Genomic DNA, 13961 nt, shown 5'->3' with positions numbered 1-13961 from the left:
TCACTCATCCTCTCGTTTCGCTAGAATACTTCCGTCATGAAACTGAATCCGGAAGGCGTCATCCGTCACTTGTTTTACCGATCGAACGACCTCTCCGTTTTGTTCGACATACGTATAACCACGTAATAAGACACGGGTCGGACTAACCGAGTCAAGGCGTGCCACCATTTGGTGCAATCGCTCATGCTTCATCTTCATGTACGGGCGAATCCGTTCCAACTGTTTACGCATCCGCTCAACTTCACGCGACTGCTCTTCAAGACGCTCCCGAACCGGAATCCGTGCTAAACGGTTCGATAGGTTTAACACGCCTTGCTGTTTCGTTAAAATGAGTTGTTTTCCGATCCGATTCAAGTTCATATCGGCCCGGTCAAGGCGCTCCTGTTTTAATCCAAGCAAAACGCGGGGAGACTTTAATCCATAACTCATTGCAAGCCGGGTTACTTGTTCCCGTCGGCTCTTGACGAAATAGTCATAGTTTCGTGTCAAACGTCGACTCAGTTCACCGACTCGTTTTTCCAGTTCGGCCGCCTCTGGTGTTACGAGTTCGGCTGCAGCAGTCGGTGTCGCTGCCCGGACATCCGCGACGAAGTCACTGATAGTAAAGTCCGTTTCATGACCGACTGCAGAAACAATCGGGATCTGCGACTCATAAATCGCCGTAACGACGTTCATTTCATTGAACGCCCAAAGTTCTTCGATCGAGCCGCCACCGCGACCAATGATTAACACGTCACACGCCTGACGCGCATTCATCTGTTCGATGGCACGAGTAATTTGCGGTGCCGCCTCTTTCCCTTGAACGAGCACTGGGGCGAAGACGATTGCCGCTTGCGGATACCGTCTTCGTAGTGTCGTCGCGATATCGTGAAGTGCCGCACCTTTTGGTGATGTGATGATTCCGACACGTTGCGGAAACGCCGGGAGCACTTTTTTTAACGCTGGATCGAACCACCCACGTTCTTCGAGTTGTTCTTTCAAGCGGACGAAAGCTTCATACAGGGCGCCGACGCCATCTTCCGTCATCCGCTCGACGTAGAGTTGCATCTCGCCGGAAGCGAGATACACGGATAACCGCGCCGTCATGACGACACGCATCCCGTCTTTGATCGGTGATTTCAGGCGACTTGCGTCACGTGCGAACATGACCGCCTTCATCCGTGACTGGTCGTCCTTCAACGTAAAATAAAGGTGACCGGAAGAGTGTCGTTTAAAGTTCGACACTTCTCCCACCACCTGCACTTGCTGTAACAGCGAATCACTTTCAAGTTCACGTTTCACATACCCAACGAGCTCGGAAACTTGAAGTGGGTCATTCATCGTGCTGCCTCGATTGTATTATGGAGCAACATCGTGATCGTCATCGGACCGACACCGCCAGGAACGGGTGTGATCATCGAGGCGACCTCTTTGACCGAATCAAATTCGACGTCCCCGACAAGTTTACCGTCAACACGGTTGACACCGACATCGATGACGACAGCATCCGGCTTGACCATATCTGCCGTAATCAATTTTGGGACACCAACAGCGACAATCAAGATATCCGCTTGACGCGTCATCTCAGAAAGGTTTGCCGTCTTCGAGTGGCAGTAGCTGACTGTCGCGGATTCATTTAAAAATAACATCCCGACCGGTTTGCCGACGATTTGACTCCGACCGACGACGACGACGTGGCTGCCTTGGATCGGAACATTCATTTCTTTGACGAGGTGCAGAATTCCATTTGGGGTACATGGTAAGAACGTTGGTTCACCGATCATCATTTTCCCGACTGAGACCGGATGGAACCCATCGACGTCTTTGTCCGGTGAAATAGCGAAGATGACTTTACTCTCGTCGATTTGTTCCGGCAGCGGCAGTTGAACGAGAATTCCGTGGACACTCGCGTCTGCGTTTAGTCGTTCAATCAACTGGAGTAACTCCGATTCTGATGTCTCTGCCGGTAAACGAATCAAATCCGACTCCATGCCAATTTCTTGTGCCGCTTTTTCTTTCCCGCGGACATACGATTGGCTTGCTGGGTCTTCACCGATTAATACAACGGTCAATTTCGGTTGAATACGTTGTTCTTTCAGACGTGCGACTTCTTCTTTCAGCTTCAAACGATACGATTTTGCGATTTCTTTCCCATCGATTACTACTGCCATGATTTGTCCACTCCCCCAAAAAATTCGTTTCACTCTGCACCTTGAAAAAGGTTATCTTTATCTACTTATGAATTTTCTTTGACTGCTTGTTGTGCGACCTTACCAAGCACACCATTGACGATTTTCGTTGCTTCTTCGTCTGCGAACGCTTTTGTTAATTCGATTGCTTCGTTGATTGTAACGCGGATTGGAATTTTCGGTTCGAACATCAATTCATAGACGGCAAGACGAAGAATCGTCCGTTCGATGTTACCAAGACGCTCAAATGACCAGTTGACGAGCGCTGCCCGTAAATGTTGATCAATCTCATCCTTGTTCGTCTCTACACCAACTACTAATTGCTCTACAAATGTATCATATTCTTTGCCTTCTACTGCGAATTCAATGGCCTCTTGTGCAGACAAGTCAGAAAGTTCCATTTGGAACAAAGATTGTACTGCGAGTTCGCGTGCCATGTGTCGTTTCATCATGATTTCACGTGCTCCTTTTTTTGTCGTTCTCAATCAATTAGTTTAGCACATTCCCCTTTTAAAAAACATAGTGAACGCCAAAAAGACGGGAGTAAAATCCATCGACTCCCGTCATCGTTCATTTTACGATTGCTGCTTTTAACTCACGTTCCGCAAACTTCGTCGTGAAGGTTCCCCGGCGGAATACAGGATGCTGTAAGACCTTTTGATGGAACGGAATTGTCGTTTTGACACCCTCAATCCAAAATTCAGCCAAAGCACGCTCCATTTTCGCACAAGCTTCCTCGCGCGTCTCTGCATGGACAATCAATTTCGCAACCATCGAGTCATAGTACGGAGGAATCATGTAACCTGGATAAACGGCACTATCGATTCGGACACCCATACCACCTGGCGCGACGTATTGTGTGACGCGACCCGCATGTGGTCGGAAATCGTGATCTGGATCTTCTGCGTTAATCCGGCACTCGATTGAATGCCCACGGAACTCGATATCCTCTTGTTGAACTGCTAACGGGTGGTCGAGCGCGACTTGGAGTTGTGCTTGAACAAGATCAAATCCTGTAATCATTTCTGTCACCGGATGCTCGACTTGAATCCGAGTATTCATTTCCATAAAGAAAAATTCTTCTGTTTCTTCGACAAAAATGAATTCGATTGTTCCGGCACCCGTATAGTTGATGGCTTTTGCCGCTTTGACAGCTGCTTCTCCCATTTTCAACCGTGTCGCTGCGCTGACGGCTGGCGAAGGAGCTTCTTCAATCAACTTCTGCATCCGCCGTTGCACCGTACAATCTCGTTCTCCGAGGTGAATGACGTTCCCATGTCGATCGGCAAGCACTTGAACTTCGACGTGACGGAATTCTTCGATGAAACGCTCTAAATAAACATCGCTGTTGCCAAATGCTTGTTTTGCCTCGCGACGTGTTTCTTCCAGTCCATCAATCAGTTCTTGTTTTGTCCGGGCAACACGAATCCCGCGCCCTCCGCCACCTGCCGTCGCTTTAATGATGACCGGATAACCGATTTCTTCAGCGAGACCAATTGCTTCTTGATCCGTCACCGTTCCGTCAGAGCCCGGCACGACCGGGACACCACATTCAATCATCGTTTTTTTCGCGACATCTTTAATGCCCATCTGGCGAATCGCTTGCGACGTCGGACCGACGAATTGAATACCACATGCTTCACACATCTCCGCGAAGTCAACGTTTTCAGCCAGGAATCCGTATCCCGGGTGAATCATCGTTACGTTTCGATTTGTCGCAACGGCGAGAATATTCGTCACATTCAAATAAGAAGACGTCGAACTGACATCGCCGATGCAATATGCTTCGTCTGCCATTCGGACATGAAGTGCTTCTCGATCCGCTGTCGAATAGACAGCAACCGTCTGGATCCCAAGTTCCTTAGCCGCACGAATAATCCGAACGGCGATTTCTCCACGGTTCGCGATTAGTAGTTTTTCCATTCCCATCACCCCGCTCAAGGACGAATCCGGAAGAGTGGCTGACCAAATTCAACAAGGTCTCCATCTGCGACGAGAATTTCGACGACAGTTCCGGCAATTTCCGAATTTAAGTTATTGAATAGTTTCATCGCTTCTAAAATGCAGACGACTTGACCCACTTCGATTTGATCGCCGACTTTGACGAAAGCAGGTTTTTCAGGATTTGCACGTGAATAAAACGTACCGACCATTAGCGCGTTAATTGTGACCGTATCATCCTTCTCTTCCATGACTTCAGGTACAACGGCCGGCTTTTGTGCCGTTTCCACTACTTTTTGCTGGACAGGTGCTGCCGCGACCGCGTCGTGCTGAGATACTACGACACCGTCCCCTTGTTTTTTAAGCTTTAATTTATACGTGTCTGTTTCTAGAGAAAGTTCATTTACGTTTGATTGATCAAGCATTTCTAACACTTGTTTCAACTGATCGATTTTCATCTTCTTTCCATCCCCCATCTAAACATTCATTCTTAATATTATACCAGGTGCTAATGCCTACTCAAATATTAAGTTTAACTGGTCATACCAGAGGATGCAAGTGCCGGCGAGTGAAAAAATACCCCTTGACTCGGAAACGAGTACGAAGGGGCATTGGCATATCTGTATTATCCGTTGTAGCGTCCTGTGAAATCACCTGTCCGCGTATCAACTGTTACTTTTTCTCCTGCTTCGATGAAAAGCGGCACATGGATGATGTGACCCGTTTCAACTGTCGCATTTTTCTTGACGTTAGAAGCTGTATCGCCTTTGACGCCTGGCTCTGCTTCAACAATCGTCATAACGATCGTGTTCGGAAGTTCGAGTCCGAGGATTTCGCCGTTGTAGATTGCGATTTGAACTTCCATGTTCTCAAGGAGATATGGAAGTGCTGCTTCAACTTGTGCTGTCGTCAATTCAAGCTGCTCATACGACTCCGTGTCCATGAAGACATACGTTTCACCCATTGGGTAGAGGTATTGCATTTTGTTACGCTCGATGTGGGCACGTTCGACGCGCTCGCCACCACGGAATGTCATCTCTTGGATGTTCCCGTTACGGATGTTACGCATTTTTGTCCGCACGAATGCTGCACCTTTACCAGGTTTTACGTGTTGGAACTCAAGGACTTGCCAAATCATTCCGTCTGAAGTTTTAATCGTCAAGCCTGTTTTTAAATCGTTTACTGATACCATACTGGTTCCTCCTAAATGTTCATCTTACTTAGAGTGTAATGAGTTCTTTCGATGAAGACGAAAGAATTTCGCGCCCTGATTCGGTAATCAAGACATCATCCTCAATTCGGCATCCACCAACTTGTGGCACATAGATTCCTGGTTCGACTGTCACGATCATCCCTGGTTCGAGCTTCGTTTCCGAACGGAACGAAAGTCCCGGTCCTTCATGCACCTCAAGACCAATGCCGTGACCAGTCGAGTGACCGAAGTATTCGCCATAACCAGCTTCTTTGATGATGTCACGTGTTAACGCGTCTGCTTCGATTCCAGTAATCCCTGGACGAAGTCCGTCTACGCCCGCAAGTTGTGCTTGCAAGACCGTATCGTAGATTTTTTGTAACTCGGAATTAATTGGACCGACCGCAATCGTTCGCGTAATGTCAGAGACGTAACCGTTCAACAATGCACCAAAGTCGAGTGTTACGAGCTCACCCGTTTCAATCACTTTTTGGCTCGCGACACCGTGCGGTAACGCTGAGCGGTAACCAGATGCGACAATCGTATCGAATGAAGACGACGTCGCTCCATGCTTACGCATGAAGAATTCGAGTTCGTTCGACACTTCGAGTTCTGTTTTCCCCGGCTGGATGTACGTCAAAATGTGTTCAAAGGTAGCGTCTGCTAGTTTTACCGCTTCCTTAACCATCTTAATCTCTGATGAATCCTTAATCAAGCGTAGGTTTTCGACGATTCCGGTCGTTGGAATCAGTTCGATTGCAGAAGCTTCATCATATGCTTCGAATAAACCAAGTGTCATCGTATCTTTTTCGACCCCAACCGCTCGCACGCGTGCGCCTGCGATGAGTTCACCCATCGTCGCCGGAATCGACCGATCGATTTGAACGATTTCCATTCCTTTGACTTGATCAGCAGCTTGCTCCGTATAGCGGAAATCCGTCACGAAATAAGCATGTTCTGCCGTAACGAGACACGCGCCACTTGAACCGGTGAATCCTGAAATGTAGCGAATATTTTCTGACTTCGTCACGATAAGTCCTGGTAAGTCACGTTCTTTTAAAGCGGATTGTAATGCTTCAATACGATGTTGCATGTCTGTTTCCCCCTTTAAGTTATGTAGCGTCCGGATGAAGTAACGCTTCAGTAGCGAGTATATACCCCGTCATCCCAAGTCCACTGATGACACCACGACAGACCGGTGCGATGAGTGAGCGATGTCGAAACTCTTCTCGCGCATGAACATTCGATAGGTGCACTTCGATTGTCGGCACTTCAATCGCTGCGATCGCGTCACGTAAGGCGATACTCGTATGTGTGTATGCAGCTGCATTCAACACAATGCCATCATACCCCCGCGCTGCATGTAGAGAATCAATCAGCGTTCCTTCATGGTTCGATTGTTCAAACGTAAACTCAACTTCGGGAAAACGTTCCATCATCAACGTTTCTAAATCATTCAACGTCTTTGCACCGTATGTTTCCGGCTCACGCGTTCCAAGTAAATTCAAATTCGGTCCATTTAAAACCAATACGCGCACATCATCACCTCCATTCGTCCTTCTGATTGTATCATAAGACGTTTTCCGTCTCCTAAAGATTCACCCGTCATCAAGCAGTCCCCCATAGTTTTTTTGAATAGAATCTAGTAAACTGACGATACACGATATTTTATTTGAGATAGGATGCGTTTAAATATGAAAACCGCAAAAGCTCCCGTCGGTGGACAAGCCATCGTCGAAGGCGTAATGTTCCAAAATGCGACACATGCTGTTTCTGCAATTCGTCGAAATGATGCGACGATTGAGACATTTGAACAGAAAAAGCCGATTCGTCCACGGATTGCGATTGGTAAACGAATCCCGCTTCTCCGCGGACTGTTCGCTCTTGTCGAATCATCTGCGAATGGAGCAAGCCACATGAACTTCGCAAGTGATCGTTACGGCGTTAATCCCGGAGAGGAAGAACCCGAAGAAGCGAATCAAGGGCAATTGACAAAATGGCTCGGCGTCGCTTTACTTGGCGTTTTATCATTCTTTTTCGGAAAGTTACTGTTTACGCTGTTGCCGGCATTCTTAGCCTCACTATTCAGTTCTTTCCCAGCATTATCCGGCCACTTCGTCCAAAACGTCATCGAGGCGTTGATTAAGCTGACCCTACTGTTTGGATATTTGTACTTGATTTCATTGACACCACTCGTCAAACGATTGTTTCAATACCACGGGGCGGAACATAAAGTCATCAATTGTGTCGAATCCGGTCATCCACTGACCGTCGAAAACGTCAGAAGAAGTAGTCGCCTCCATTATCGTTGCGGTTCAAGCTTCCTGATCTTCACAGTCATCGTCGGTTTCTTCGTTTATTTAATCGTCCCGACCGATCCATTATGGGTTCGACTCGCCTTCCGAATCGCTTTACTTCCCGTTGTCATCGGTCTGTCTTTTGAAGTTCTTCAATTAACAAATAAAGCCCAAAATATCAAGGGATTACGTGTCATCGCCTTGCCAGGCCTATGGTTACAGTACTTGACGACAAAAGAACCAGACGATTCACAGATTGAGGTTGCGATTTATGCGTTTGAAGCACTCGAAAAACAGGAAGATAACATACATGAGAATGCACTGGGTTAATCGATAACAGGGGTGATAATATGATTAGACAACGGATCGGCTCTACATTCGCACTTATCGTGTTACTGTTTGCTTTCGTCGGCTTTGGATATAAGCTTATCAATGATCCTGGCGGTCTGTTTTCACAATTACTGTTCGTTGCAGTTGTGGCGGGAATCATTTTCTTGATCTTTAAGTTCATGACGCGCAATAGCGGCGCTGCAAGCGGCGGAAACGCACAATATCGAAAATCAGTCGCGCAATCGAAAAAATTGCACGGTAAACGAGATCAAGGTCCGCGTCGAACAGATTTTAAGAAAAAACAAATCAAAACGGCGACGAAATCTTCGACTTCGAACAAAGTACGCCCACTTCGCGATCGGTCGAAAGGTCCTAATTTGACCGTCATCGAAGGTAAAAAAGGTAAAAAGAAAAAACGTGCTTTTTAATATTAAAAAGAGAGAGCTGCTAAACGCAGCCCCCTTCTATCGTTCGACCGTCAGCGACTCGTGTCTGCTGACGGTTTTTTATTCTGTCTCGACCCAACCAATGTACGGCAAATTGCGATACTCTTCTGCACAATCGATGCCATAGCCGACGACGAAGTAATCCGGAATCTCAAATCCAACATAATCTGCCGTCAACTCGACTTCACGACGCGCAGGTTTATCAAGTAACGTACAAATCTTTAAGACACCCGGCTTATGCAATTTCATATGCTCGCACAAAAAGCTCAGTGTATGTCCCGTATCAATAATGTCCTCGACAACAACAACATACTTCCCTTCGACATCCAGGTCTAAATCTTTTTTCAATTGAACGCGTCCAGAAGAGACCGTCTTCGCACCATATGATGAACAGGCAACGGTATCGATTTGAACACTTCCTTTAATTTGCCGCATCAAGTCCGCTGCAAAAACCATCGACCCTTTCAACACGACGACAAGGACAATTTGACGCCCGGCCGCATCCCGTTCAATCTCGATTGCGAGTTCACTCACTTTTTTAGCTAAATCAGTTTCTGAAACCAATTTTTCTTTGATGACGATTTCCATAGTATCCGGGTGAATTTCCACCCGTCACCCCCTTCGGTCATTTTCATCGTCAGTATAGCATAATCCGTTCAATTCACGTACTTTTTTATTATTTTATAACCAAATGTTCGTTTATAAGGCGTTTAACGTAAAAAAACAAGCCCACTCAGTCTTCTGGGTGTGCTTGTTGATAATTATGAAGTTCTTCCTGTAAAGCCGGGCGTTCAGCGAAAAATTGAATCATCCCATTGATTTTATCAAGTGCTTCGATACTCAAGTGATGTTCAATTCCCTCGACATCTTTATAGATTAGTGACTCTTCTACGCCGACAAGGCGCAAGAAATCTTCTAACAGCGCATGCCGTTCGACAAGTCGTTTCCCAATCTTTCTACCTTTTGCAGTCAACATGAGACCGCGATACTTTTCGTAGACGAGGTACTCTTCACGGTCTAACTTTTGCACCATCTTCGTTACAGAAGAAGGGTGTACGCCTAATAGTTCTGCGATATCCGATACACGGGCATATCCTTTTTCTTCGATCAAGATATAAATTTGCTCTAAATAATCTTCCATACTCGGAGTCGGCACGACATCACCTTCCAATCTTTCGCTTTAACGTTTCCAGTTCCATTCATCACTACGATACTTCTCGGCTAACTGTTCAATTTCCTGCCATTGCCGCTCATTGAATTCAAGCGGAACGAATTCCAATTGAAGCGCATCCTCAAAACCACGTGTAAACGCATCACGAACTTCCTCGAATGACACTTTCCGGCCCGCGAGTTCATTCAAGGCAACCGCTTTCCCTGCAAAGCGTGACTTCATCCGTTGACGCATCGTTTCATCTTCATAAAGGAAGCAGTCAAACAATTCACCTTCATCAACCGATAGAGGCACTGATCCATGCTGAAGCACAACGCCTTGATGACGAACTTGAGCACTCCCCGCGACTTTCCGTTTTCCGACTGCCAATTCATAGTAAGAGGCTGCATCAAAACAAACGGCCGATTTCGGCTTTCGTAACTCTTCCTTTTCTTCTTCCGTCATCGGAACTGAAAATTCAACGGGAATACCGAGGTGATGATAGCCTTTCCGGATTCCTTCCGTCAACAGGCGATAACTTTCGATTACAGTTCGTGGTAGTCCTTCTGTCGCCTCTTGAATGACGACACTATATGTGAGTTCATCCGCATGTAAAACCGCTCGACCACCAGTCATCCGTCGAACGATCGGGATACCGAGTTCTTCAATTCGCTTTCGATCGATATCACGTGTCGCACGCTGGAAATGACCGACACTGAGTCCGCGTGGTTCCCATGAGTAAAAACGAAGCGTAGGCGCAATCTCTCCTCGCCCGACAAAAGCAATCAATGCTTCATCAATTGCCATGTTCATTGCCGGCTCTAATGCTTCGGTCGTCAATACTTGCCATTTCTTTACCAAGCGAACACCCCCAAAACGTTTCCGTATAAGTGTATCAGACCCTTTCTATCCTGCGCAACGACGAGTCGATTGCCGAAATCGATTTCGTTTACTATAATGATAGAGATGTTATATGAACGAAGGGGTTGGAAGTTGAATATGGAAACAGGCACAATCATCACAATCGTCTTATGGGTGGCATTGATTGCTTATGTCGTCTGGCGTTTCATGCCAGTCAAAGGCATCACAAAACTCTCGCAAGAGGAATTCCGCGCGAACTACCGTAAGGCACAAATCGTCGACGTCCGGGAAACACAAGAATTTAAAGGCGGTCATATCGTTGGCGCGCGTAACATTCCGGTTAGCCAAATGAAGATGCGTTCGAAAGAGCTTCGTAAAGATATGCCGATCTACTTGTATTGCCAAGGCAGCATGCGATCTTCACAAGCAGCTAAAGTCTTGAAAAAAGCCGGCTACACGAACTTGTACCAGCTTAAAGGCGGTTTCAAACAGTGGACTGGAAAAGTCAAACGTAGCTAATTCACTATTCAAGCGAAAAACCCTTCCTACGCCTCAGGCTCAGGAAGGGTTTTTCGCTTGTCGACTCATTGACGAGACGCTCTGATTAAAAAGGTCGTGAACGACAAAAATAGGCATAGAAATGACCGATGATCCAGTAAAAATAGAATCATCGGTCATTTAATTAATGTCGACTGGAAACGTCCGTCATAGGAATCGATCTTAGTCTGACTTACGAGTCAGTTCGTTTTCAGTAACCGTTATGCATGGACTTCCTGTTTCGGCTCATAACGCAACACCGGTTTACGCGCTGCCAACGTCTCGTCCATCCGTTTGACGACCGTCGTATGCGGTGCGTTCAGGACGACATCTGGCATTTCTTCGACTTCACGTGCGATTTGGAGCATCGCGTCACAGAACGCATCGAGTGTTTCTTTCGATTCCGTTTCCGTCGGCTCAATCATGATACACTCTTCGACATTTAACGGGAAATAGATTGTCGGTGGATGGTAACCGAAATCAAGCAGTCGTTTTGCGATATCAAGCGTCCGCACGCCAAGTGCCTTTTGGCGACGACCCGACAAGACGAACTCATGTTTACAATAGACATCATACGGTGCGTCATATGCGCCTTTGAGGCGTGCTAACATATAGTTTGCGTTCAAGACAGCTTCTTTCGAGACACGGGCGAGACCTTCTCCGCCCATCGTCCGAATGTAGCTGTAGGCGCGGACATTAATCCCGAAGTTTCCGTAGAATGGTTTGACACGTCCGATTGCATCTTTGCGATCATAATCAAGGATGAATCCTTCGTCTGTTTTTGCGACGATCGGTTTCGGTAAATAAGGGATCAAGTCTTGTTTGACACCGACCGGACCTGAACCAGGACCACCACCACCGTGAGGGCCGGTAAACGTTTTGTGGAGGTTCAAGTGAACAACATCGAAGCCCATATCGCCGGGACGTGCAATCCCCATGATGGCATTCGAGTTTGCTCCATCGTAATACAATTTCCCGCCTGCTTCATGGACTGCTTTTGCGATCTCGACGATATCCGATTCAAACAATCCGAGCGTGTTCGGGTTCGTCAACATTAAAGCCGCTGTATCGTCTCCCACTTTGCTCTTTAAGTCTTCTAAGTCAACAAGACCTCGTTCATCTGACAAGACCGTCACGGTATCAAATCCTGCGACAGACGCCGATGCCGGGTTCGTGCCGTGTGCCGAGTCTGGAACGAGTACTTTCGTCCGTTTGAAGTCGCCGCGCGCATGATGATAGGCTTTGATCAACATCAATCCAGTCCACTCTCCGTGTGCCCCTGCTGCTGGTTGAAGCGTCACTTCATCCATTCCCGTGATGACTGCTAACTTTTCTTGTAAGTCATACATCAAACCGAGCGCTCCTTGAATGCTCTCAACCGGTTGAAGCGGATGAATGTGGGCAAACCCGGGAAGTCGTGCCATATCTTCATTGATTTTAGGATTGTATTTCATCGTACATGAACCGAGCGGATAGAACCCGGAATCCACACCGTGGTTCCGGTTTGAAAGTGCCGTGTAGTGTCGTACGAGATCCAGTTCCGAAACTTCCGGTAACGCGACGTCTTCTTTTCGGACAAAAGAAGCTGGCAACATGTCTTCGATTGCTTCTTCTTCGACCGTCGCGAGTGGTAACGCATATGCGACACGACCGGGTTTTGAGATTTCAAAAATCAATGTTTGTTCGCTTGATTTATGCATGAGTTAATCCCCCTAACGCTGACACGAATTGATCGAGCTCTTTTTTCGTCCGTAATTCTGTTGCACAGACAAGCATTTCACGACTTCGTTTTGCGTCGTATGTGCCGAGCGGCAATCCACCGATAATTCCCGCTTTAAGCAATTGACGACTTGCTTCTTCCGCATCGATTGGTAATTCGACGACGAATTCATTAAAGCTCGGTCCATCATCGACGATGCGGAAGCCGGCTGCTTTCAATGATTTTTTCAAGGCATGTGCCGTTTGCAAGTTGCGGACCGCTAAATCACGAATCCCTTGTTTTCCGAACGCGCTCATCGCAATCGATGCCGCCAATGCGTTCAATGCTTGGTTGGAACAAATATTTGATGTCGCTTTATCACGACGAATGTGCTGTTCGCGAGCTTGGAGCGTCAAGACGAAACCGCGTTTGCCATCCTCATCCACTGTCTGACCGACCAGGCGTCCTGGAATTTTACGCATTAAGGCTTTTGTCGTCGTGAAGTAGCCACACGTCGGTCCACCAAAACTTTGGGGAATCCCGAACGGTTGGCAATCGCCAATCGTAATATCCGCACCGAGTTTCCCAGGTGCTTCAAGCAGTCCGAGGGCAAGCGGATTGGCTGAGACGATAAATAAACCGCCTTTTGCATGTGTTGCATCTGCTAACGCTTGTAAATCTTCGACGCGTCCATAAAAGTTCGGGTATTGGACGATGACACATGCGATATCATCAAGTCCGTCTAATTGTTCGATTGCCGTCTCGCCGTCCCGTAACGCAAGCGTCTTGACATCGAGCCCCGGCCCTTTCGCATACGTCCGAACGACATCATGTGCTTCCGGATGAACCCCATCCGACAAGACGATCGTCTTTTTCTTTTTATGGGCACAGGCAAGCATTGCCGCTTCCGCTAGTGCTGTAATGCCGTCGTACATCGATGAGTTCGCGACATCCATTCCTGTCAATTCACAAATCATCGTCTGAAACTCGAAAATCGCTTGTAGTTCCCCTTGTGAGATTTCAGGTTGATAGGGTGTATACGCCGTATAGAATTCTGAACGCAACAACATATGATTGACGACAGCCGGTGCATAGTGATCGTAAATGCCTGCACCGAGGAACGATGGATATTGCTTCGTATTCATATTTTGGTCAGCAAGCTTCGAGAGTGTCCGAATCAAATCTGTTTCCGGTAGCGGAATCCCGACTTCTTCTAACGTCCCTTGGTCGCGGACAGCGGCTGGAATGTCTGCTAGTAAATCTTCAATCGAATTTGCACCAATCGTCTGTAACATCTCTTTTTCATCTTCTTGCGTCATCGGTAAATAACGAAAATCCAT

Annotated in this window: 16 protein-coding genes; 3 read left to right on the top strand and 13 right to left on the bottom strand. The window is 47.1% G+C overall.

The annotated features are described in order from the left end of the window. From xseA to aroQ, 8 genes are all read right to left on the bottom strand, one after another. Positions 1-1320 (bottom strand): exodeoxyribonuclease VII large subunit, encoded by a 1320-nt coding sequence (gene xseA, locus KNQ05_RS08965; protein WP_088836612.1) that lies wholly within the window; start codon positions 1318-1320, stop codon positions 1-3. Next, positions 1317-2150 carry a bifunctional methylenetetrahydrofolate dehydrogenase/methenyltetrahydrofolate cyclohydrolase FolD gene (folD, locus tag KNQ05_RS08960; RefSeq protein ID WP_088836611.1) on the bottom strand — a complete coding sequence of 278 codons (834 nt, stop codon included), beginning with the start codon at positions 2148-2150 and terminating at the stop codon, positions 1317-1319. The genes xseA and folD overlap by 4 nt, the downstream gene beginning before the upstream one ends. Before the next feature lie 65 nt (positions 2151-2215). Continuing rightward, positions 2216-2617, bottom strand: coding sequence for a transcription antitermination factor NusB (gene nusB, locus KNQ05_RS08955; protein WP_239456902.1), 402 nt, complete (start codon positions 2615-2617; stop codon positions 2216-2218). A gap of 121 nt (positions 2618-2738) precedes the next feature. After that, positions 2739-4091, bottom strand: coding sequence for an acetyl-CoA carboxylase biotin carboxylase subunit (gene accC / locus KNQ05_RS08950; RefSeq protein ID WP_239456856.1), 1353 nt, complete (start codon positions 4089-4091; stop codon positions 2739-2741). Between the two features lie 14 nt (positions 4092-4105). After that, positions 4106-4567 (bottom strand): acetyl-CoA carboxylase biotin carboxyl carrier protein, encoded by a 462-nt coding sequence (gene accB, locus KNQ05_RS08945; RefSeq protein WP_088836609.1) that lies wholly within the window; start codon positions 4565-4567, stop codon positions 4106-4108. Between the two features lie 167 nt (positions 4568-4734). Beyond that, positions 4735-5301, bottom strand: a complete 567-nt coding sequence (gene efp / locus KNQ05_RS08940) for an elongation factor P (protein WP_214805188.1) — start codon at positions 5299-5301, stop codon at positions 4735-4737. Positions 5302-5329: 28 nt separating this feature from the next. Next, on the bottom strand, positions 5330-6394 hold the full coding sequence (locus KNQ05_RS08935) for a M24 family metallopeptidase (protein ID WP_214765379.1): 1065 nt from the start codon (positions 6392-6394) through the stop codon (positions 5330-5332). Positions 6395-6413: 19 nt separating this feature from the next. Further along, entirely contained in the window at positions 6414-6839 is a 426-nt protein-coding gene (gene aroQ, locus KNQ05_RS08930; RefSeq protein WP_088836607.1) for a type II 3-dehydroquinate dehydratase, read from the bottom strand. A gap of 156 nt (positions 6840-6995) precedes the next feature. Between aroQ and KNQ05_RS08925 the strand changes: the two genes are divergently transcribed. Both KNQ05_RS08925 and KNQ05_RS08920 read left to right on the top strand, forming a co-directional pair. Beyond that, on the top strand, positions 6996-7928 hold the full coding sequence (locus tag KNQ05_RS08925; RefSeq protein ID WP_029333062.1) for a DUF1385 domain-containing protein: 933 nt from the start codon (positions 6996-6998) through the stop codon (positions 7926-7928). Positions 7929-7948: 20 nt separating this feature from the next. After that, positions 7949-8356 (top strand): SA1362 family protein, encoded by a 408-nt coding sequence (locus KNQ05_RS08920; protein WP_088836605.1) that lies wholly within the window; start codon positions 7949-7951, stop codon positions 8354-8356. A gap of 78 nt (positions 8357-8434) precedes the next feature. On the opposite strand, the gene hpt is transcribed toward KNQ05_RS08920, so the two are convergent. From hpt to KNQ05_RS08905, 3 genes are all read right to left on the bottom strand, one after another. Further along, entirely contained in the window at positions 8435-8962 is a 528-nt protein-coding gene (hpt, locus tag KNQ05_RS08915; protein WP_088838449.1) for a hypoxanthine phosphoribosyltransferase, read from the bottom strand. Positions 8963-9107: 145 nt separating this feature from the next. Next, positions 9108-9530: a transcriptional regulator MntR gene (gene mntR / locus KNQ05_RS08910; RefSeq protein ID WP_029333059.1), complete on the bottom strand. Its 423-nt coding sequence runs from the start codon at positions 9528-9530 to the stop codon at positions 9108-9110. A gap of 24 nt (positions 9531-9554) precedes the next feature. After that, positions 9555-10385 carry a lipoate--protein ligase family protein gene (locus KNQ05_RS08905; RefSeq protein ID WP_029333058.1) on the bottom strand — a complete coding sequence of 277 codons (831 nt, stop codon included), beginning with the start codon at positions 10383-10385 and terminating at the stop codon, positions 9555-9557. 138 nt (positions 10386-10523) lie between these two features. Between KNQ05_RS08905 and KNQ05_RS08900 the strand changes: the two genes are divergently transcribed. Beyond that, a complete protein-coding gene (locus KNQ05_RS08900; RefSeq protein WP_029333057.1) occupies positions 10524-10904 on the top strand; it encodes a rhodanese-like domain-containing protein in 381 nt (126 codons plus the stop codon). 239 nt (positions 10905-11143) lie between these two features. Here the strand turns inward: KNQ05_RS08900 and gcvPB are convergent, their stop codons facing one another. Beyond that, the gene (gene gcvPB, locus KNQ05_RS08895) at positions 11144-12622 is read right to left on the bottom strand and encodes an aminomethyl-transferring glycine dehydrogenase subunit GcvPB (protein ID WP_214765383.1); all 1479 of its coding nucleotides are present in this window, start codon (positions 12620-12622) and stop codon (positions 11144-11146) included. Then, a complete protein-coding gene (gcvPA, locus tag KNQ05_RS08890) occupies positions 12615-13961 on the bottom strand; it encodes an aminomethyl-transferring glycine dehydrogenase subunit GcvPA (protein WP_214769944.1) in 1347 nt (448 codons plus the stop codon). The genes gcvPB and gcvPA overlap by 8 nt, the downstream gene beginning before the upstream one ends.

Source organism: Exiguobacterium sp. s125 (assembly GCF_018618605.1).
GTDB lineage: Bacteria > Bacillota > Bacilli > Exiguobacteriales > Exiguobacteriaceae > Exiguobacterium_A > Exiguobacterium_A oxidotolerans.
This window is presented reverse-complemented; position numbering and strand designations above follow the sequence as displayed.